This is a genomic window from Hufsiella ginkgonis (genome assembly GCF_009834915.1).
Taxonomy (GTDB): Bacteria; Bacteroidota; Bacteroidia; order Sphingobacteriales; family Sphingobacteriaceae; genus Hufsiella; species Hufsiella ginkgonis.
In genome coordinates this window covers 1,573,581-1,594,936 of record NZ_WVHS01000001.1, presented here as the reverse complement: position 1 = coordinate 1,594,936, position 21,356 = coordinate 1,573,581, and the positions used below count along the sequence as shown (strand labels likewise).

Genomic DNA, 21,356 nt, shown 5'->3' with positions numbered 1-21,356 from the left:
TATAATTTTTGTCTTTTTACAAAGACTGAATCATTCATTTTTTGTTAAACTTAGCGTCGCGCTATCGTTTGTTTTGGGACTGCAAAGATGAGAAGTTATTTTCAAAACTGCAAGAACTTTTTTAAAGTTTTTTTGTTCCCTCTTTTCAATTTTCCGAAGCCTTGCGCTTCCGGTTTCCAACTCGCGGTCGGATCAGAAATCCGTTCCTTTTTGTTGGGGCTGCAAAGGTAGAAAGTAAATCGATACCGTCAAATTAATCTTTAAAAATATTGTGAGGGAGCGAGGAGGTTTAACGTTTACTTCCTAATTACCAGCCGGTTATTTTAAAAAAAAATGCGGGAAGTTGGCAGGAAGCGTAACCTGGGGAAAGGGATATATTTCGATCCGGCCCTTGTGAATTAAGTCCAGCCAATTTTAAGGCTGCAGCTTACCGTTTTAAAGCAAGTCCACAGGAAATCGTCAGACATTCCTACGGCATGCGGCTGCCGGTCGAGTGAAATGGTCAGGTAAAAATTATTGGTGGGACGGACATATTGTTTAAACACGGGCATGGGAATGTCGATGACAAAGTGCTCCTGGTCGCCGTACTCATTAGCCGGGTCTTTCAGGCGGCCGATCTCGGTGGTCAAATTGGTATATGGATCGGTGGCGCCGAGGCAAACCTGGTGCCCTTTCCAGTTTCCCCAGGTTTCGATGCCGCAGGTTTCGAAAATAAACGTGACAGTTTCTTTAGTATGATCGAGCCATGTACAGGAAAGCGGGAGCGAAAGGGAATGACCTACGTAGGTAGCGTCGGGGTAAATGCCATAGTTATCACCGAGATGGTAGTTACAGGAAAGCACCAGGACAGATTGAATAGCGGGCTGTTGCATGCGAAATGATTAACGGGACAGGTATAAGACGCGGCTGAAGCAAAAGAGTTACGCCTGTTCTATTATCCCGCCCACCCATCCCGGTCCAAACTGCGGTAATGGATCGCCTCCGCCAGGTGCTCATTCCCGATCTCTTCCGCGCCTGCGAGGTCGGCGATGGTCCTCGAAACCTTCAGGATGCGGTCATAAGCCCGGGCAGAAAGCCCGAGCCGTTCCATGGCGTTTTTAAGCAACAGCTGACCGGCTTCGCTGATGGCGCAAATGGTGCGTACCAGCCCGGGGCTCATCTGGGCATTGCAATGGATATCCGGGCGGTCGCAAAACCTGTGTTCCTGAACTTCGCGTGCTACCATCACACGGCTGCGGATGGCAGCGCTCTTTTCGGCATAGCGACTGGAAGATAACTCATTAAAATCGACCGGTGTAACCTCCACGTGCAGGTCGATGCGGTCGAGCAGCGGGCCGGATACGCGGCCCAAATACTTCTGAACCATACCCGGACCGCAGGTACATTCGCGCGAAGGATGGTTATGGAAACCACAGATACACGGATTCATACTGGCCACCAGCATAAATGAAGCCGGGTAGTCGATCGTGAACCTCGCCCTTGAAATAGTGACACGCCGTTCTTCCAGGGGCTGACGCATTACTTCCAGCACCGTTCTTTTAAATTCCGGCAGCTCGTCGAGGAAAAGTACCCCATTATGAGCGAGTGAAATTTCGCCCGGCTGGGGGTTTACGCCGCCGCCTACCAGCGCCACGTCGCTGATCGTGTGATGCGGTGAACGGAAAGGCCTTACTGTCATCAGCGAATCGCTGGCCGCGAGTTTTCCTGCAACGGAATGGATCTTGGTGGTTTCAAGCGCTTCGCTCAGGTTCAGTGGCGGGAGGATCGTGGGCAATCTTTTGGCAAGCATTGTTTTACCGGCTCCCGGCGGCCCGATCAGGATGACATTGTGCCCGCCCGCAGCAGCGATCTCTAACGCGCGCTTGATGTTTTCCTGGCCTTTTACTTCCGAGAAATCGCTTTCATAATTGTTAATGTCGCGCAGGAATTCATCGCGGGTATTTACGATAGTCGGCTCGATCGCTGTGTCCCCTTCCAGGAACGCCACCACTTCCCGCAGGCTTTCGATACCATATACTTCGAGATCATTTACGATAGCGGCCTCACGGGCGTTCTGTTTAGGAATAAGTAACCCTTTAAATCCGTCATTCCGCGCCTGGATAGAAACCGGAAGGGCGCCTTTCACCGGCTGCAGCCCCCCGTCGAGCGAAACTTCTCCCATAATCAGGTATTGTTCCAGCTTATCGGCAGCTACCTGCCCGGACGCCGCAAGGATCGCGATGGCGATGGCAAGATCATACGCTGATCCCTCTTTCCGGATATCGGCCGGGGCCAGGTTAACCACGATCTTTTGCCGGGGCATTCGTAAACCGCAGGATTGCATGGCCGCTTCCACCCGCAGCATGCTTTCTTTAACCGCATTGTCCGGCAAGCCGACGATGTGGTACTTAGTGCCGCCGCTAATATTCACTTCGATGGTAATGGTAATGGCCTGGATACCGAAAACGGCAGAGGCGTATGTTTTAACTGGCATAATGAATAATTAACCTGTGAAATTAATTATTTCTTAAGTAAGATAAAAATATCTTTAAGATTAAATATCACCAGTATCACTTACGAGCAGCACGCCGGGGAGAACACACCTTTCACGGTACGCACTTACCGGCGATAATCAACCGGCCGACCAGAAGCCATCAATATCCTGCGGGAAGACTGGCTGAAAGCGATTGAAAGCAAGCTCAATAAATGATCATCGACAACGAGCGCCGCTGGTCCGCCCTGCAATCGGCCCTGATCTGGTGATGCTGGTGCCGTGTCTTATCATAGAATGACAGCAGTACGGTGCTCCTGTCGTCCTTACCGCTGCTTTTCGATTCGATCTCGAGCTTATTCAGTTTGCCAGGGACGTACGGTACGTCAATGTATATAGCGTTCCTGGTAAGCAGGACGTTATCGGCCATTAATACGCCGTTAAAATACACGCTGATCCGGTCGCCGTCTGCCAGGCCGGCTTCGGTAACCATCAGGCGAAGAGCGCGCCCCGCCGGTTTGGAAGGCGCAGGCTTCACGTTACCGGCATTCACGGGCGTATCGTTTTTTGGCGGTGCGACGGTGCCTTTAGGTACAGGTACCGGTGCGGATGCTACAGGCTGTTTTGGAATTACCGGCTCTCCTGCCGACAGCTTCCCCGCACCGGGTGTAACCGGTTGCCCGGGTGTGCCCAACGACGTACGCCGCAACGTAAACGGCCCCGATTGTGCCTGCGCCGCCCATGTACCTTTAATATAGGTAGAATCCTTATTGGAATTAACGGTTCCGGTATACACCTTTTTCGACTTCAGCAATGGCGTAGCATTGAGCTCGTTGTTCACTTCGAGGTCGGTCATTACGATCTTGCCGCCGGTTACCGTAGCCTTAATGGTATAAACCACCACCTGTTTAGCTTCGCCGGTCATGAGCCGCATGGTACCGGAAACCTTATCCGCTCCCTGCTCGAGGTACAACGTCATGGTAACGGGATGAATGCCATGTGTAAGTGTCCCTTCCCAAATGCCGGCGAGGCTCACACCCTGCGCAAAAGAGGTTCCGCACAGCAGCGTAAAAAGCACGCAGGTTATCGCAGGGAACTTCCTTAAAAAAGCGTGGTAAGGTTCATTCACCCTACAAAATAACGAAAATTATCAGCACGGTCAGTCTATCGCGCCGGTCCTCATTTTTTCCTTCGCTTCCGCGGACCTGGTTCCCAGCTTGCCCTTGAGGGTTACTTTAACTACCGAAGCGGGCTTACCGGGCGGGCGCGCCGGGAGATCGATCACCAGCTGGCCGTTGTTATCATGCGACTGCAGCACTTTTCCACCAGCGAGCAGCGTCACCTTAGTTGCGGCTAACGTAATACCCGGCACTACCAGTTTACCATCCTTTGGCCATTCAAAAACCGACAGGTACAACGTGGTGCTGGTTTTATCGTCTTTTCGGGTACATCTGCCCCATGCCAGCTCGGGCAGCGGGCTCGCTTTAGTGGCGTAGATCGCTTCGCCGTTCACTCTCATCCAGCTGCCAATGGCTTTGAGCGCATCAGTGCTTTGCTGCGGAAAGGTGCCATCCGGTTTCGGTCCTACATTGAGCAGGTAGTTGCCGCCTTTGGAGGAGATATCGCATAAATTGCGGATCAGCGTTTCTGCCGGTTTCCAATTGTTATCCGAAGTACGGTAGCCCCAGGTACCGTTCATCGTCATACAGGTTTCCCAGTCCTTCCCATCGAGCTCGCTCAGGTTGGGGATCTTTTGCTCCGGCGTTTTGGTGTCGCCCGGGAAATTCGGACGTTTCAGCCGGTCGTTGGTAATGATGTCCGGCTGCAGCTTAAGCAGCGCCTGCAGCTTCAGTGCGGCGTCGTCTGTCATGTTGGTAGGGGTATCCCACCATAAAACGGCTACATCACCGTAGTTGGTCATCAGTTCTTTTACCTGCGGCACCGCTACCTCATCTATATACTGCGCAAAAGTGGCGGTCTCCTGTACAGGATCCCAATGGCCGTTGTGTTCTTTGGTATAGGCATCAATTTTTGCCGAATCGGGGTTCAGCCAACCTTCGGCGGCAACCTTCCGCGCTGCGGCACCGCCGGGATTGTTCCAATCCTGCGCCTGTGAATAGTAGAAGCCGAGTTTAACACCGTATTTTTTACAGGCCTCCGCCAGCGGCTTCAGCACATCCTTCCCGTAAGGGGTGGCATCGGCGATATTCCATTTGCTGGCTGCCGATTTAAACAGGGCGAATCCGTCATGGTGCTTGGCGGTGATTACGATGTATTTCATGCCCGCATCTTTCGCGGCACGCACCCATTCCCCCGCATCGAACTTCACTGGATTAAATACTTTTGCGTAAGCCTGGTATTCGGCTACCGGGATCTTGGAGCGGTTCATGATCCATTCCGCGCCGCCTCTCAGCTGTTCGTGGCCATTATACACCCCGGCGAGCTGGGCATATACCCCCCAGTGGATAAACATGCCGAAGCGCGCTTCCCGCCACCAAGTCATGCGGTCGGGCCGCTGCGCGGAGGCGCTGCCGGTAAGGAATATGCAGGTTAAAATAACCGTTTCAATTCGTTTCATAACTGATAGTTCTTGCGACTACTAATTTACTTACAATCCCTGTTAATCATTATTTCGTGCCCGGGATTCATTGCAACCCTGTAGCCTTTCTATTCAATTATTCTGACATCCCCTAAATTCTCCGTATTTTTCGTTCTTATGAAAAGATTATTTACTCTTTTGACCCTATCCTCCTTATTTATTCATACGGCTTCGGCGCAGGCACTTTCTCCAGACAGCACCGTACAGGCGATGAAACGGCTCCAGACCCTCCGTGAGTCGCTCCATAAATCGATACCGGTGATTGATAATAAGGCGCCGTTCATTTCCACCATGCTGCAGCTGGGCATGTGGGATGAAGCGCTTGCCTGGATTAACAAGGGAGATCAGCGCGCCCGGGAGTATAAGCTGCTGCGGGCGGATTACTTTATCCTCCAAAACCAGTATGCCGCAGCCGAAATGCTGGTGAACGAGGTGTTAAAGGCAAGTCCAAACCATACCCGGGCAGCGGGCCTGAAAGCGTTCTTACAGATCCAGGCGTGGAAACTTCCGCAGGCTGCCGCCACCTGCCGGAACGCGCTGGTTAAAAAACCGGGCGATGAGTACCTCGAAGTAATGCTGGGCAGGGTACTGCTGCTGCAAAAGAACTACCCGCAGGCATTGGCGCTGGCGAAGAAACTGATCGCCAAAAACCCGCTAAATGCGAACGCCTACTTATTGGAGGCCGACGTTTACTTCTGGGACCAGCGTCCGGAACTGGCGGAGGCGCCGTTAAAAAAGTCGCTGTCTATTAACCCCCTTAATGCCGATGCCCGCTTTAATTACGGCTATGCCATCTGGCGAAGGGTGGACGCCACACAGCTTAACGCGATGGCCGCGCAGTGGGAGATCGCGCTGGCGGTTAATCCCCTGCACTACCAAACCCACTGGCACTGGGGAAACGGCCATACTAACCTCACTTATGCGGATTACGCACAGGCGGACGACGAGCAGGTGCGCGGTGAACTGGAAGAGGCCGATGCCCTGTTCCGCAACAACAGGGTGGCCGAGGCGTTGGAGCATACCCGCAGGATCGGCGCGAAATACCCGTCGTCTGTACTTCCGCTCATGCACCGGGCGTCTATTTTTTACTCGGCGTTTGATACGGACTGGCACGCCAGGCTCGACTCCGCAGAGCGGATCTTTAAGAGCGTCCTGGCCGTGAAGAAACATTACGGGCCGGCACATAACGGACTTTCGGCAGTACTGAAATCAAAGCGGCTGCGCTACCTGGCCATGTACGATTCGGTAACAGCGGCACTGCAGCAGCCGGCGATCACGGATATGAAAAACTTTACCCGGGTATTCCCCGACGTGAGTTACTACCCCGGCCAAACCGCCAAAGCGATGGTGTGGAACCAGCTTTATTCTGCAGTGGCCTATTTCCCGTTCCTTTCGCGGCAGGATAACGCCTTCCGGATCCCGCCCCTGCACCACGACCTCGCCATTACCATGAACTCGCCAAGCTTCAGGTACACCACTACGTTCGACAACCGGCAGTGGATGGACATCCGCGGGGTGGGCAGCGGTGCGGCAGCTATAGAATACGTGGAACGCGGCGCCTTCCTGGAAAGAAATGTGATCCTGCACGAATACGTACATCTTTTCCATAGCCGGGTAATGACCGATGCCGAAAGCCGGAAGATCCGCGCGCTATACTACCAGGCGATGAAAGAGAAACGCACGCTGGATTATTACTCGCAGAATAACGAATCAGAATATTTCGCGCAAACGTACCCCGCATATTTCGAGCCGGTGAAGGTGCACCCGCTCGATTTTAAATCGATGAACACCACTTCCGACCTGCGCCGCAAAGATCCGGGCATGTACGCCTTTATAGACCAGCTGGTAAAAAAAGAGCGTGCCTACCTCGCCGGCGATAAACAGGCCATGGCCAGCAACTGGGCCCAGGTATATGTAAACCTGGCTGGCCGCACCAGGCGCAACCCCGTAGAAACCAAAAAACTGCTCGACACCGCACTTACCTACGACGCGAAATACCTCCCGGCTTATCTCGCCTTCGCGAGGCTGGAACAGGACCAGAAGAGCTTCGCTGCCGCGGAAAGCTGGCTGAAAAAGGCGGAAGCCATTAACGGTAATTATGCCCCGATCTACTCCGCATTGGCGTCGTTAAGCGGCGCACGTCTCCGAAACGGCGACATCGATACCGATAAATCCCTTGAAGAACAGGCCGCTTACCTGAAAAAAGCGCTTAAGCTGGAAGACGATTACCAGGAACGCGCAGGCATCAGCGAAGACCTTCGCGAGCTTTACCGCACCAACGGCATGATGGCGGAAGCTATCGCCGTAGCGGAAGCCTACATTAAAACGGCGCCCGTGATCTCAACGTACCTGCGCGACGTGAAAGAAGATGCGGTGGCATATGTGGCGTCGCTCAAATCGTCGCTGGGGTATCCGGAACAAGTGGGTGTGCTGAAAAAACTGGTGGAACAACGTCCGCAGAATTACGACTTCCGCAACCAATATGCCGATGCCCTGGCAAATGCCGGCAGGTATAACGAAGCCATCGGCACCCTGAAAGAAGCGCAGCGCATCCTGCAGTCGGCCGGCAACTCGCGCCCGGGCTTTGCCTTGAGGATGGCCGAATGTTACTTCGCCCTTGGCAAAAAAGACTCGGTGCAGCAATACCTGCCGGCCAACTTTAACGACCGGTTCCTGCCTAACGACGACCGTTTGCGTTACGTCCGCCTGCTGATCGGGATGGGCAAAACGGAAAATGCCTCGCAGCTATTTGTCACCCTGCCCGAAAGCGGCGGTAAGCTGTATAATGCCGATTACGTGTTTACCGAGGGTAAATTTGAAGAAGCTACCGGGAACATCGGCGCGGCTATCGGGAAATATGAAGACACGATCCGGTTAAATCCCGGTCACCAGGAAGCTTATAACCTGCTGCTGCAATACTACTCAAAGCTTGAGCAAGCCGGCAAGATAGCCGAGCTGAAGAAAACCCGGGAGCTATTTGCAGCAGGTATTACAGGTGGCGGATTATAGCCTGCCGCGACCACTACCACGCACCCACCTTATCCGCGTAAAGCGGCGAGGCGGTCACTTTTCCGGTACTCCATTCATCTGCACCGGTATCGAACTTACCGGTACGCTTCTGGCCATCCATATCGACCGTTACCATCGGATAGGCGTTTACAGGCGTATCATCGATGGCCAGGCTACTTCCCTGCAGGTGAAAAGCGCTTGTTTCGGCAGGACTGCGCACCAGCATCGGGTAGGTAGTTTGGTAACCGGTAACCGGGATATTTCCTGCATCTTTGGCGTTAAACACCAGGTTGTCCTGCCATTTGCCGCCTTTAAGCTCGCCCTGGATAGCCACTGCCACTTCGCCGCCGCTGATGATGTTGCGGGCAATGGTGATGAGCGTAGCGCCCATGCCGTCTTTCCGGGCGGGAAGCACAATTCCTTGTTTACTGTTTATCAGCGTATTAAATGCGATCAGCACGCGGTCCGGACGGTCATGCACGGTTAGTTTCGCGCCATCGGCCACCTCGCCGTCCCCATTGCCGATGGTAATGGCGGGGATGCAATTTTCGAAATAATTGCTGTATACCCGGTGATCGTCGCCAAAAATGCGTAATCCCGGGGTGCGGTAGAAATAGTTGCCGTATACCTCGTTCCTGTTACCGTGGCGTAAGGTGAATTGCGCGGGACAATCGCGAATGGTATTGTACCTGAGCGTAACCCCACCGGCTTTTACCGAGATCAGCTCTGCTTCGCCGGCACATTTTTCGAAGAGGTTATATTCCACCACGCTATTGCTTATCGACATGCTGAAACCGCTCAGCCCGAACTGGAGGGCTTCGGCCCCGTTAGCGCCTCCCTGGCCGGCATAATTCACAAAGTAGTTGTGGTGGATCCAAAGGTTTTGGGCAATCTGTACTCCTTTCCCGCGGATAGCCAGGAACCTTCCCATCGCATCCTTATCCTGGAAGGTATTATGGTCGATCTCGTGGTTGTTACCGGCAATGGTAAGGTTTTCGCCGGGACCGGCGTTTTGAAATGAGTTTTGTGTCCACCGGCAGAAGCTCGTTTCGGGGCCCGACGCTGCGCGGGAGGAGGCATGGATAAACTTAAAGCCGCGGATCACGATATACGAGGCGTTGCCTCCGAGGTTAAAGCCGCCTTTCCCGTCTATGATCGCGGTACCGGTCTTCTCCGATGAAATGGTGATCGGGTTGCCTTTGGTGCCCTGTACGGTAACCGCGATATCGGCGGCGGCGGGGTAGCTGCCGCTGGCAAGAACGATATTATCGCCGGGCTTGGCATTTTGAATGGCTTTCTGCAGGCCGGCGAGCGACGAAACGCGGGTGGTGGCGGCCTGTGAGGTATACCTGGTGATTATTAATAACAGGCAAAAAATGATTGACAGGTTATAATGGAACGGTGTTTTTCTCATGACATGATGTGCGGTCACCTATTAGTGCCCGAAAGAGCTCTCGCTTAATTCTTCTTATTCAGTTCCACTACGGATTTCTTCTCTGCCAATCTTTTCTGGCGGAGCAGCGCTTCGAGGTAGTAATAATCCGCGTAATTTAATGGCACATCCACCTCGGAGTTCGATGGTTTTGAACCGGTGCTGTGTCCCAGGATAAACCCTTTGTTCCCGCCTATCGGCGAACGGTATATACCTGTTAAACTTGCCAGGATCTTATCGGCCTTTGCCACATAGTCTTTCCCCGCGGACGAATAGGTGCTTAATTCATAGAGGCCGGAAGCGATTACCGCCGCCGCCGAGGCGTCGCGTGGTTCGTTCGGGATACCGGGCGCATCGAAATCCCAGTAAGGTACCAGGTCTGCGGGCATATGCGGGTTGGAGAAAATGAATTTCGCTACGTTTTCCGCCTGTGCGAGGTAGGCTTTATCCCTGGTTTCGCGGTAGCAAAGGGTGTAGCCGTATAATGCCCACGCTTGTCCGCGGGCCCATGCCGATTCGTGGCTAAAACCCTGGTGTGTGTTCTTTTTTAGCACTTTACCGGTTGCCGGGTCATAAGCGATCACATGGTACGAGCTGTAATCCGGGCGGAAATGGTTCTTCATGGTGGTGTTGGCATGCGCTACCGCTACCTTATAGTAGGTGGAATCGCCGGTAAGGTTGGTGGCTTCGAACAGCAGCTCGAGGTTCATCATATTATCGATAATGACCGGGAAAGGCCACACATCGTTGTGATGGTCCCACGATTTAATGGCGCCCACCGTTGGGTTAAAGCGGGTAGCCAGCGTCCTGGCCGACTGGATGATCACTTCGCGGTAGGCCGGGTCTTTGGTAAGCCGGTAACCGTTGCCGAAACTGCAGTATACTTTAAAGCCCATATCGTGGGTGGTACCGTTCGTTTTCTCCTTTTCCACCTGTGCGGTATAGGTTTTCGCCTCTTGGAGCCATTGCTTTTTGCCGGTGAAATCATAGAGGTACCACAATACGCCGGGAAAAAACCCGCTGGTCCAGTCGCGGGAAGCCACATTCCTGAGGTTGCCGTTTTCAAGTGTCCTCGGTGTGAATACACCGGGCGTGGCGGCCGACTTTTCGGTGGCAGCCGCTTCTTTCAGCAACTGCAGCGTTTGTGTTTCGGCGTCGGCAAAAACTTTGGTCAGCGACTGCTTTTGTGCGAAGCAGCCCGAAATCACCAGGGAAAGGACCAGGGCAGGAAAAAATTTCTTGTTCATTTTACAGGGATCAATTGTATTTCAAAGAGCTTCATTAATTCTGTTTTGGCGATAGATGCCGGCAAGATACGTAACCGGTGCTTACCCGGTTGCAGCGTAATCTCTCCCAGCCCTGTGCTTACCGTTTTTTCGCCTGCGGCGGAAGGGGAAGTACTGCTTTCTTTGGTTACGTCATCAAACCGGAGCTGGTACTTGCCCCCGGTTTCGGGAGTTGCGGCGTACTTTATTACGATGCGGAACCTGGCAGCTTCGTTGAGCCGGAAATTCCAGCTGATCGACTGGTCGGTCGATTTCCAGTTCTCGACAAAATATTTAGCCATTTTGCCATCACCATACGTGAGACCTTTACCCCCGAGGTCCGCGTCAAATGCCAGCAGCCGGTTAGGTTGGCCCGCATCCAGCAACCGGGTCTGATCGGCGGCCGGGGGCCCGGTAGTTTCCAGCACGATCACCGTATTAATGGTGTCTGGCGCTTTTAACGGGAGCATAATATTCACATCGTGCGGCAACAGTTTACATGCAAGGCTCTTCTTTTTCGCATCGGCCAGCAGGTAGGCGTTCTTTACGCCCGAGCTTAAGCCGCCAACCACCAGCTTACCATGGGCGGGCCAGTTAAATACGTGCAGGTAAAGCTTACCCGGCTTTGCCGTAACTACGCCCCAGCTTTGTAAGGCCAGGGGCGACCTGGTGGTGGCATAAATACTCTCGCTGTTTTTTGCCATCCAGCTGCCTATACCGTTAAGGATGCGGAGGTCTTTGGGGTCATAAGCGCCATCGCCCATGGGGCCGAGGTTCATCAGCAAATTTCCCCCGCGGGATGCCGATTTCGCCAGCAGGCGGATAAAAAAGCCGGCAGGCTTGTGACTGTCGTCGAACTTGGAATAACCATACGATTCGTTGGTAGTAGGGATCGCTTCCCAGTCGCCTTCTGCGGGAAAAAACTCTGCGGGACGATCGGCGGTATTCTGGTAATCGCCCAGCATCGCGTTAGCCGAACGTGCCAGGCGTCCGTTCACCACCACGTGCTGGTCGGTTTGGCGGATGGCCTTGAGGATCCGGATATTTTCAGACAGCGGCAGTTTTTGCGGGGTGTCGAACCAGATAATATCCGGGTGATATTTGGTGAGCAACTCCCTGATCTGGGGAATCGCCTTTTCGTTTACATATTTTACGGCCTTGGGGAGCAGCTCTGGATGCACATCGTACCAGTCGCGGCCGCCGAACAAGTTCAGGTCGCCGCCCGGGTTTTTATATTCCCAGTCGTTCCCGGGAGCGTCGGGGTGTTCCCAATCAAAGGCATGCGAGTAGTAGAACCCGAATTTGACGCCATATTTTTTACAGGCGGCGGAAAGGTCGGCCATAGGGTCGTGTTTCCAGGGTGTTTGCTGCAGCACGTTGAAGTCTGAAACGCCGGAAGCATACATGGCAAAGCCGTCATGGTGCTTGGCGGTGATCACCAGGTACTTCATACCGGCATTTCTTGCTGCGCGCACCCATTCGTCGGCATTAAACTTTACCGGGTTAAACTGGTGGGCGAGCTCGAGGTATTCTGCCCGCGTGATCTTCTCTTTGCGCATGAGGTGCTCGGCATACCCGCTCACTTTCCTGCCTTTCCATTCTCCTCCCGGGAGGGAATAAATACCCCAATGGATAAACATGCCGAAACGCGCCTCGCGCCACCAGGCGATGCGCTGGTCGTGCGTTTGCATTGATGCTTTCCACCAACCGTTCATGGCTTCATCGATCTCTTCCTGGTCGCGGGCCTTGCCGGCGGAGTTCGACATGGTTTTGTCTTCGTCGCCTTTGTCCTGTGCGTTTACAATGGAGCAGGTTAAAAGGAGAAAAGCGAGTAAGAATGTGGTTTTTCGTGGTCTCATGGTTATAGTTCTCACCGGTTCCTTCCTTTAAAACCAGATCACCGGGTTACGCACCGGCAAATTGCGGATCACCTCTTCCACTTTCGGGTCATGGTCCAGCTTTTGCCAGGTGGTAAACCAGTCTTTGTTATCATATGCGGCGGCGCCGAATACCAATGCGGGCTGCGCTACGGGCCAGTTTTCCCAGTACATTACATCTTTTTGAAATGGCCAGCTTTGTTTGTCGGCAATAAACGGGTACAGGTAGGCGATGCCCTTCTCCATCGAACGGCCATCGGCGAGCGTAAAATGCCAGAGATCATGCTTTTCGTCCGATAATTCCTGGCAGAGCATGGTCATGGCGTCGAGGTTAAAAATGGAGTAGCCGTATGGTTTGGTGCGTTTTAATTCCAGCGGAAAGCTTCCATCGGCAGCCATCTGCCCTGGCAGGTGCACGGTTTGGTAGCGCTCCCGGCAAAGGTCGAGCAGCCTGGTATTATTCGTCAGCTTAGCGAACGACGCCACCTGCATGGTCCAGCAGGTGCCATGGTTATTTTTAGCGTTCATTTCGTCTTTCCCGTACTGGTGCGTGGTGAGCCAGGCCAGGTAGTCGGCGAACCATTTTTTGATCCCCGCAAGCGTGGCTTTATCGAAGCCCGGCGCCTGCTGCAATACGATTACCGCCTGGGCCACTTCCATAAGCTGGATGGTATCTATCACACCAATGCCCCGCCCGGTAAACCGGCCTTTTATGGCTTGTGCGTACAGCAGGTGCGGGCTCATGAGCGTTTCCCCGTTTACAAACCAGGCATGTAAGTGCAGCCGGGCATGCTTAACATATTTCTGGTCTCCTGTAATTACGTACGCCGAAGCCAGCGCGCCCATCACTTTACTAAAACGTATCATCGCCAGGCGATGGGCCACAAAATTATCGGGGTTGGTCATGCCATCACGCTGGATGTAGGCGCTATCCGGGCTTGCCGGGTTGGGCCACCAGTAGTCGCCTTCCGAAAAGAAATCGTGTTTGCCTCCGGCACTCCTGGGCGACGACTGTGCCGTAACCGTAACCGGCTGTTGCTGCAGCGCCCACGATGCCTCTTCTAAAATATGTTTACGCAGGGTCGCCGTCACTTCTTTTTTATATGCGGCCCGCTTTTGTGTAGCACTCCCGGTCTTGCCGACACCTTGCGGCAACAGCAATAAGACCGTTAACCAGATTACTTTTTCCATACTTGTTAATTTATAACGCCTCAACGAGGTACACCTTGCCTTTTAAGGTTTCAAAATCGATGGTATATCCCTTATCCAGGTTCCACTCCAATAGCTTTACATTGGTATTTTTCCCGAACGCCTGTTTTTCGGGCAGCACATTCAGCGGGTTAGGATTGCCGTCCCGTACCATGGCTGCGGCAACACCCACTATTTTAACAGGCACCTTGCTGTGTACGCGGCAATTCCCTCCCAGCGCGGAATAGATCCGTGCCGAAACCAGCTTACCGTTTTTCCAGTCGATGTCTACCGTAAAATTGCCCCTGGCCTTTATGCCTTTGATCCAGCCGGCGGGCCAGGCATCGGGCAGCGCAGGCAGTAAGTTCAGCTCGCCGGTATGGCTTTGAAGGAGCATTTCGGTGGTTCCGGCGGTAGCGCCGAAGTTGCCGTCGATCTGGAATGGCGGGTGTGCATCGAACAAATTCGGGTAGGCGCCCCCGCCGCTCATTTGCGCTTTTTCTTTGTTCGGATCTATGTAGGTGAGCCCCGCTTTTAAGATCGCGTAGGCGTGGTTGCCATCGTACAGCCTTGCCCACCAGTTGGTTTTCCACGCCATAGACCAGCCGGTACTTACATCTCCCCGGTGGATAAGCGACTGCCTGGCGGCGGCGGCAAGCTCCGGTGTATATTCCGGAGAAAGCTGGTTGCCGGGAAACAGGCCAAAAAGCTGGGAGATGTGGCGGTGCGTGTCTTTCGGGTCGTCCCAGTCGCCATACCATTCCTGTAGCTGGCCATATTGGCCGATATGATAGGGGTACAGCTTTGCTTTCGCCTGCACCAGTTTTTGCCTGAACCCAGCATCTACACCCAGGACCGTGCTTGTTTGAATACAGTTGGTGAACAGCTCCCGGATGATCGACATGTCCATGGTGGTAGCCAGGCTTACCTGGTACTCCTTGCCGTCTTTTTTAAGGGTGTTCTCCGGCGAGGTAGACGGGTTGGTAACCAGATTACCCGTTTTTGGGTCTGTAATCAGCCAGTTGAGCATAAACGCTGCGGCGCCTTTCATCAACGGCCAGGCTTCGGCTTCCAGGAAACGTTTATCGCCGGTAAACAGGTAGTGTTCGTACAGGTGCGTACTAAGCCAGGCGCCCGCCATGGGCCATGCCGACCAACGTGGCGCTCCCCGCGGGTCCCAATCGTAGCCGCCAGGTGGCGAGGTTTTGGCCCAAATATCCGAGTTATGATGCGTTACCCAGCCCTCGTTTATCTCATAGTTGGTTTTGGCGGTAACCGCGCCATTTACCGCAAGGCTTTTCATAAAATCGAACAGCGGTTGGTGACACTCCGAAAGATTGGTATTTTCTGCCAGCCAATAGTTCATTTCCGTATTAATGTTGGTGGTGTAATTGCTGCCCCAGGGCGGTTGCACCAGGTCGTTCCATATACCCTGGAGGTTGGCCGGCGGCGAACCGGGCCTCGAGCACGAGATAAGCAGGTACCTGCCAAACTGGTAGTAGATAGTTTGCAGCTGGTTATCGGCCTTGCCGGAGTTAAGGCGCAGCATTCGTTCGGGGATGGGAAGCCTCAGCGCTTCGGGATCACTGCCCAGGTTCAGGCTCACGCGGTTAAACAGGCGCTGATAGTCGGCCAGGTGGCGTTTCCGCAATGCTTCAGGGCTGAGTATTAACGCGTTGGTCAAGTTACCGGCGGCGGCCACTGCGGGATCCTTCCCCTGCAGGCCCGGAGATTTATCGAACCCGTTAAAGCTGGTAGCTTCCGCAAGTACCAGGGTAACGGCATCCGCCTGGCGCACTTCGAGCGAGCCCGCGCCGCTGCTGATCCTCCCGCCGGTGGTTTTAATGTTTAGGCGAACCTCGAATTTCATGCCTTCGCCCGCAGGGCTGTTGTATTTTACCTGCCCGGGCTCGCTGGGACGGTTAGCTACGAACGAGGGCGCCACTCCTTTCATCACCAGGGTGTTGCCAACCGGCTTGAGTACGTTGAATTTCAACTTACTCGAAAGGCCGGCCGTAAAACTCACCGCACCCTTTTTGTCGGCGGTAATGCGGATCACCATCACCTTGTCGGGGAAGCTCATGAATGTCTGGCGGCGATAGGTCACGCCGTTTATGGTGTACGACACGGTTGCGGTAGAATTTGCGAGATCCAGGTCGCGGTAGTAGTTGGTTACCGTGCTGTCTCTCAGCCGGAAATCCAGCCAGAGATCGCCCAGGGGCAAATAACGTGCAGAATACGGTCCCTGCAGGTTGTTTTTCCACAGATCGGCGGCCTTTTCAAAATCGCCGTCGAACACCGCTTTGCGCACCTGCGGAAGTGCTGCCGGGCCTTTGGGATTATTTCCCGGTTCCGGGTAACCCGACCATAAGGTGGCATCGTTCAGCTGGTAACGCTCTTTATTTACCCGCCCGAAAACCATGGCTCCGGTTTTGCCATTTCCGAGGGGAAGCGCTTCCTCCCAAACATTGGCCGGTTTATTATACCAAAGCCTGAGGTTGCCGCCGGCCTCCTGCGCCAGGGCTTTGCCGCCGCTTAACAGCATCGTCGCAGCCAGGAGCGTGTTAACCCGTTGACTTATCTGCATCATTTTATAGTTAGGGTAAGGGTCATTTTTGCCTGGTCGCGGAAAATCGTCACCGGCACCACCCGCCGCGATTGGACGGTGGCACGCACCTGGAATAAGTCCTTCACGCTTGCGATGGGATTACCGGCGTATTCGAGAATTACATCGTTGGGCCTCAATTGCGGGGCGAGAATACTGGTGGGTGCAATTTCTCTCACCAGCACACCGGTTTCACCGGCCATCCCGGTTGCGGAGCGCTCGGCAAGCGTATGAAGGTTCTTGATTTTCATGCCCATAAAATCGTATAGCTGGTCATCGGCCGCTGCCGAAACCACCGCCAGCTGCGGAAATACCACTTTCCTGGCCAGGGCCCGCAGGTGGGACGGGCGCACACCAAACTCCATCGGGAAGTTTATAAACCCGGTTTTTAATGCCGGAGAACCCTGCTTTACCTGGTAGTTGCCATTTACAGGATCGACGAATTGCGGATCGCCATATATGGAGGATTGATCTGTGCCATTTTTTCTCGCGTTAAGCAGGCTTATGCTATCCGGGAATAGATTGTTATTTACGGCTTTTCCCCAATCGTTGATGCGGATGGGCTGGTAGGCCGTGGTAACGATATTGCGCTGAAAAACATCACGGCTATTCTTAAACCATACATGCGGATGAAAAGAGTTGTTAAGCATAATATTGTTTTCTACCGTCCGGCCAAAGCCTTCCCGAAGCTTAATGCCGCCGTTCAGGCATACGTTGTTGGCAATGGTGTAATTTCCGGACCCATCGTCGAGGTCGATGTCCCAACCGTTATCGCAACGAAACCTGTTATTTAAAATGAAGGTGGTTTTCACCGCGTCCAACCCGATCAGTTCCGGCCTTGCCGCTACCAGGCTATCCATAGTGGCTCTTTTCGGGTGCCAGAAGCGGTCGCGGCCCCAGGAATTGAAGGCACCATGATCGCCGGTTTCGAGCACGGTATCAAACACATCATTATAAGCGATCAGGTGGCCGCCCCAGTTCCCATCGCCGATGTTGATACCGGCGCGGGGCACCTCATATATGGTGTTATGGGTTATGGATATGGCCTGCGACATGGAGATCTCGATGCCGGCTACCTGTTTTTCAACCGTTCCGATATGATGGACGAGGTTATCCACGGCGCGGCATGAAACCGGGAAGTCGCGGCCTTTTTCGCCGGGAAGCTTATCCATGTCTTCATATTTTACAAAGTGCTCATACCTGAATGAAGGCGACCTTACGGACGATGGATCTCCTATAAAAGAAATGGCGCTGCCGCCTATGTTATAGATATGTGACCGTTCGATACTAAAACCGCTATTGAACCCGCTGACCATCACGGCGTTGCCACCTATATTGTCGAGCGTGCAATTTCTGACCCGGCAGTCCTTCGTACCGCTTAACAGGATTGCGCCCGACCGGTAAACGGCCCAGTCGCTCCTTAATAACGGCTCGCGTGTTTTCATAAAAGTGCGGGTGGTCTGTGTAAAGCGGATACCTTCGATAAAAACATGTGTTACAGGCGCAGACGAAGATCCCGTAATCCCGATCAGCGTTTCTGCCTGCGGAACCTCGATAATTGCGGTTTTGAGGTCCAGCCCCGGCGATGGCTTGAAATACAGCATCTTTTCCGCGGCGTTATAGAACCATTCGTTCAGCGTGTCGAGCTCCTCGAAAATATTCTCTACGAAACGGTACTGCTTATGCATAGGCGAAGGACGGTTATTCTGCCAGCCTCCTTCCATTTCCAAGGTACCGCCGGCATTTTTACCGGTGATCCGGAACGCCATGTCGCCCCATTGACCGGTATGCATTGCGTGGATAAAACCACCCGCAGGATCTTGCCACTTTTTAACCCGCCCGGGACTTATCGCATCGGCGGAAGTGCCTCCATAGGGACGTATTCCTTCGCGATAATTAGGATAACGTGCCATCTGCCGGCACGTTCCATTCACATATAGCTGGTCGAAAACCAGGTCGCCGGGAACAGGCGCTCTTAAGATCCGATCACGGAAAGGCCGCCACTTAAGCCTGAGGCGACGGGCGCCGCTAATGGTTACTTTTTCATTTTTATAGGGGCGGAGGGTAAGGGAATTGCCGGCTTTTAGGCCGGTACCGGGAAATATAAGGGGGACTTCTAAATAATAGGTCCCGCCGCGGATGTAAATAGTAACGGACGTAGTGCACTTGCGGGCTTCGGATCCTGCTTTCCGGAGGGTAAGGAAAGGTTGCCGTAAGGTGCCTGGATTTTTGTCGTTGCCGGTAAGGGAAACATACAGGTTTTTAGCAGGGGACGTAGTGGAAGACAAGAGTATGATTAAAAGAAAGATGGCGGTTTTTATGACAGAGGACATTGCGGGTATTTTCACAGGGGACACAGGGTTAAACGTCAAACTCCTTGCCCGTTGTAAATACCCCCTGTTCTCTGTGCTAAAACAAGCGTCCTTCTTCATTTTATAATATTAACATCACCGTCTCCATCCCCTGTGACTTCACACTCGCCACGCTCTTTCCTTTATTTAACCGGATGCTGATAATAGCATACCCATTATACACCTGCACCTTGCGTGAGCCCGACGAGGTTCCCTGGTCGTCGATCATTTGCCCGTCGCCGGTAAGGCCAAATTCCACCCAGTTAACGGCATCGAGGCAATCTACGTTCCTGGCATCTTTCAGCTTCACGCGAATAGTTACTTTATCTCCCTCCTGCGAAACCTTTTCGAGTACCATTTTTGCGGGTTTGCTCCATTTCTCCACCTGGTAAGCCTGGTCTATCTCGTCGGTGACGGCAACCTTCCCCTTTTTAGCCACCACTTTCAGGTGGTTATTACCGGCGGCATATTCCACCTGCCAGCGTAAACCGGATGCGGGGAAATCCTGGCTGTTACGTTTACGGGTGCCGTAGCTTTTGCCGTTCACAAAAAGCTCTGCTTCATCGCAATTAGAGTATACTTTTACCATTTTCTGTTCGCCGGCATCGCCCCAGCGTATGGGCCAAGAATGGCCGTAGATATGGGCCATCGGCTGCGTGGTCCAGTAGGATTGGAACACGTAAAATGCCTCTTTCTTGGTGAGGTCGCGTTCTACCACCCCTTTTTGGTTCATGTAAGGGATCGGGTTGTCTGGCCGCACCGGTGTCGAAAAATCTTTAAAGGGCCACTGTGCGGTCCCGGTAAGCCAGGGCATGGTTTCCTGTTCTTTCAGGTGCCAGTCGATGAGGTTGCAGATGTAGGATTCGCTCCAGTCGCCGTCCTTAGACACGCGCGCCGCACCGCCGAAAAGCGATGCATCTCCGGCACGCTCATCGGCGCCGCCACCGGTTTTTACGATGCTTAATGCTTTATCCGGGTTTTCGGAGTGACGACGTGCATGGCTATCACCTCCCCACTCCACGTGGAGGAAGCGTTTTACTTTGTTAAATTCGTCGAGCGACGCCTGTTTGTATTCGGTGTAAATGCCCCGGTACCAGCCTGCCCAGATGGAGGGAGAATACACATCCACGATATCTGCGCAGAAATCGCAACGGCGGATGGCGGTACTGCGCGAGCGATCGAGTTTATGCGACAAGTCGTTCAACTCTTTCATAAAGGTGCGGATCTTCTCCTTGTCGAACCCGGGAAAATCGTTGGGCCAGTCGTTTTCGTTACCCAGCCCCCAGATGATCACCGCGGGGTGGTTATAATGCTGTTCGATCATGTTGGTGAGCATGCGCTTCGCCTGGTCCTGGTAAGTTTTACCGCCCAGGCCGCCGCGGCACCATGGAATTTCTTCCCAGACAAGGATGCCGAGGCTGTCGCAGAGATCGAGAATAACGCGCGATTGCTGGTAATGCCCCAGGCGAATGAAGTTTACGCCCATTTCCTTCATGAGTTTCATCTCGCTGCGCATCATATCTTCCGTCATCGCAGCAGCCACGCCTGCATGGTCTTCGTGCCGGTGCGTGCCCCGCAGCAATAATCGTTTACCATTAAGCATAAACGGGCCTTTTTCTACGAATTCGAAATTGCGGAAACCCACTTTCTCTGTCTGTGTAAACTCGCCCGAAGCCGATTTTATGGTAGCCTGCACCGTATACAGCTGCGGTTTTTCCGGCGACCACAACAGCGGTTTTGTTACTTTAAACGACAACAGCGCTACGTCATCTTCCGTAGATTTATAGTCGACCTGCTGATTTTTAATTTCCTTGTCCTGGGGGTCGCGTATTACTACGGTAATGGTGGCGTTCACCAGCTTCAGGGGGTTGTATAACCTGGCATTAACGGATAAGTTCCCTGCTTTGCCTTCCTTATCCACTTCCGCGAAAGCGAAGAGTTTTTCGATGGAGAGTGCGGGGGTGTAAACCAGATTCACATAGCGGTAAAGACCGCCATAAATATTAAAGTCCGAAAGATCCGACGGGATCATCTCCAGGTCGCGGGAGTTATCGCAGCGGATGGAAACGGGCACCTTGCCCTTAAACTGTTTGGTAAAAGCTTCCGTTTTTTTAAACGCTTCTATGGCGTCCGTGATGTCGGCCGTCCACTCGTCATACCCGCCTGTATGTGAAGTTACGCGGGTGGTGTGCACGTACACTTCGGTTTTTTGGCCGGCGCCTTCAAAATGCAGCACCGTTCTGCCGTCCTTATACGGGTTTTTCACATCAAGCTGGGTGCGGTACCAGCCTGGTCCCTGGTAATAATTAACATCGGGGTCCACGCCATCGAGTGCGTTAAAGCAATGAGGAAGCGTAACATTCTGCCACAGGGGCACTTCTTCCGGGTTACCTTTGGTGTAGGGGCGCACAGCTTCCCAGATCCCGCCAAGGTCCTGGCGAAGAAACTCCCAATTGTTGTTAAGCCTCGATTTAACCTGGGCGACCAGCGGAAGAGACAACGTAGCGGCTAAGATAAGTGCGATCAGTTTTTTCATAGAGAAGTCTAAAAAAGGGGCCTG

Annotated in this window: 12 protein-coding genes; 1 reads left to right on the top strand and 11 read right to left on the bottom strand. The window is 53.4% G+C overall.

Translation table 11 applies throughout. From position 1 onward, the window contains the following. Window positions 1-398: 398 nt before the first annotated feature. The 4 genes from GS398_RS06760 to GS398_RS06745 form a co-directional block, all read right to left on the bottom strand. Window positions 399-872 carry a hypothetical protein gene (locus GS398_RS06760; RefSeq protein WP_160905927.1) on the bottom strand — a complete coding sequence of 158 codons (474 nt, stop codon included), beginning with the start codon at window positions 870-872 and terminating at the stop codon, window positions 399-401. A gap of 62 nt (window positions 873-934) precedes the next feature. Next, the gene (locus tag GS398_RS06755) at window positions 935-2,473 is read right to left on the bottom strand and encodes a YifB family Mg chelatase-like AAA ATPase (protein WP_160905926.1); all 1,539 of its coding nucleotides are present in this window, start codon (window positions 2,471-2,473) and stop codon (window positions 935-937) included. Between the two features lie 205 nt (window positions 2,474-2,678). Beyond that, complete coding sequence (locus GS398_RS06750; protein ID WP_160905925.1) at window positions 2,679-3,599, bottom strand: hypothetical protein; 921 nt, start codon at window positions 3,597-3,599, stop codon at window positions 2,679-2,681. Window positions 3,600-3,629: 30 nt separating this feature from the next. Next, the gene (locus tag GS398_RS06745; RefSeq protein ID WP_160905924.1) at window positions 3,630-5,048 is read right to left on the bottom strand and encodes an alpha-L-fucosidase; all 1,419 of its coding nucleotides are present in this window, start codon (window positions 5,046-5,048) and stop codon (window positions 3,630-3,632) included. 138 nt (window positions 5,049-5,186) lie between these two features. On the opposite strand from GS398_RS06745, the gene GS398_RS06740 reads away from it, so the two are divergent. Next, complete coding sequence (locus GS398_RS06740) at window positions 5,187-8,078, top strand: tetratricopeptide repeat protein (RefSeq protein ID WP_160905923.1); 2,892 nt, start codon at window positions 5,187-5,189, stop codon at window positions 8,076-8,078. A 13-nt stretch (window positions 8,079-8,091) separates the two neighbouring features. On the opposite strand, the gene GS398_RS06735 is transcribed toward GS398_RS06740, so the two are convergent. From GS398_RS06735 to GS398_RS06705, 7 genes are all read right to left on the bottom strand, one after another. After that, window positions 8,092-9,492, bottom strand: a complete 1,401-nt coding sequence (locus tag GS398_RS06735) for a polysaccharide lyase 6 family protein (protein ID WP_160905922.1) — start codon at window positions 9,490-9,492, stop codon at window positions 8,092-8,094. A 44-nt stretch (window positions 9,493-9,536) separates the two neighbouring features. After that, window positions 9,537-10,757, bottom strand: a complete 1,221-nt coding sequence (locus GS398_RS06730; protein WP_160905921.1) for a glycoside hydrolase family 88 protein — start codon at window positions 10,755-10,757, stop codon at window positions 9,537-9,539. Next, complete coding sequence (locus tag GS398_RS06725) at window positions 10,754-12,634, bottom strand: alpha-L-fucosidase (RefSeq protein ID WP_160905920.1); 1,881 nt, start codon at window positions 12,632-12,634, stop codon at window positions 10,754-10,756. The genes GS398_RS06730 and GS398_RS06725 overlap by 4 nt, the downstream gene beginning before the upstream one ends. Window positions 12,635-12,661: 27 nt before the next feature. Further along, a complete protein-coding gene (locus tag GS398_RS06720) occupies window positions 12,662-13,843 on the bottom strand; it encodes an alginate lyase family protein (protein WP_160905919.1) in 1,182 nt (393 codons plus the stop codon). 10 nt (window positions 13,844-13,853) lie between these two features. Further along, on the bottom strand, window positions 13,854-16,430 hold the full coding sequence (locus GS398_RS06715; protein WP_237488099.1) for a glycoside hydrolase family 95 protein: 2,577 nt from the start codon (window positions 16,428-16,430) through the stop codon (window positions 13,854-13,856). Continuing rightward, window positions 16,427-18,778, bottom strand: coding sequence for a PDZ domain-containing protein (locus GS398_RS06710; RefSeq protein ID WP_160905918.1), 2,352 nt, complete (start codon window positions 18,776-18,778; stop codon window positions 16,427-16,429). Before GS398_RS06710 ends, GS398_RS06715 begins: the two co-directional genes overlap by 4 nt. 100 nt (window positions 18,779-18,878) lie before the next feature. Next, a complete protein-coding gene (locus tag GS398_RS06705; protein WP_160905917.1) occupies window positions 18,879-21,332 on the bottom strand; it encodes a glycoside hydrolase family 2 protein in 2,454 nt (817 codons plus the stop codon). Window positions 21,333-21,356: the final 24 nt, after the last annotated feature.

Excerpts from the sequence above, each read along its gene's own strand:
- GS398_RS06705 (WP_160905917.1), bottom strand. The coding sequence starts at position 21,332 with ATGAAAAAACTGATCGCACTTATCTTAGCCGCTACGTTGTCTCTTCCG.
- GS398_RS06735 (WP_160905922.1), bottom strand. The coding sequence starts at position 9,492 with ATGAGAAAAACACCGTTCCATTATAACCTGTCAATCATTTTTTGCCTG.
- GS398_RS06720 (WP_160905919.1), bottom strand. The coding sequence starts at position 13,843 with ATGGAAAAAGTAATCTGGTTAACGGTCTTATTGCTGTTGCCGCAAGGT.
- GS398_RS06755 (WP_160905926.1), bottom strand. The coding sequence starts at position 2,473 with ATGCCAGTTAAAACATACGCCTCTGCCGTTTTCGGTATCCAGGCCATT.
- GS398_RS06725 (WP_160905920.1), bottom strand. The coding sequence starts at position 12,634 with ATGAGACCACGAAAAACCACATTCTTACTCGCTTTTCTCCTTTTAACC.
- GS398_RS06730 (WP_160905921.1), bottom strand. The coding sequence starts at position 10,757 with ATGAACAAGAAATTTTTTCCTGCCCTGGTCCTTTCCCTGGTGATTTCG.
- GS398_RS06710 (WP_160905918.1), bottom strand. The coding sequence starts at position 18,778 with ATGTCCTCTGTCATAAAAACCGCCATCTTTCTTTTAATCATACTCTTG.
- GS398_RS06740 (WP_160905923.1), top strand. The coding sequence starts at position 5,187 with ATGAAAAGATTATTTACTCTTTTGACCCTATCCTCCTTATTTATTCAT.
- GS398_RS06760 (WP_160905927.1), bottom strand. The coding sequence starts at position 872 with ATGCAACAGCCCGCTATTCAATCTGTCCTGGTGCTTTCCTGTAACTAC.
- GS398_RS06745 (WP_160905924.1), bottom strand. The coding sequence starts at position 5,048 with ATGAAACGAATTGAAACGGTTATTTTAACCTGCATATTCCTTACCGGC.
- GS398_RS06715 (WP_237488099.1), bottom strand. The coding sequence starts at position 16,430 with ATGATGCAGATAAGTCAACGGGTTAACACGCTCCTGGCTGCGACGATG.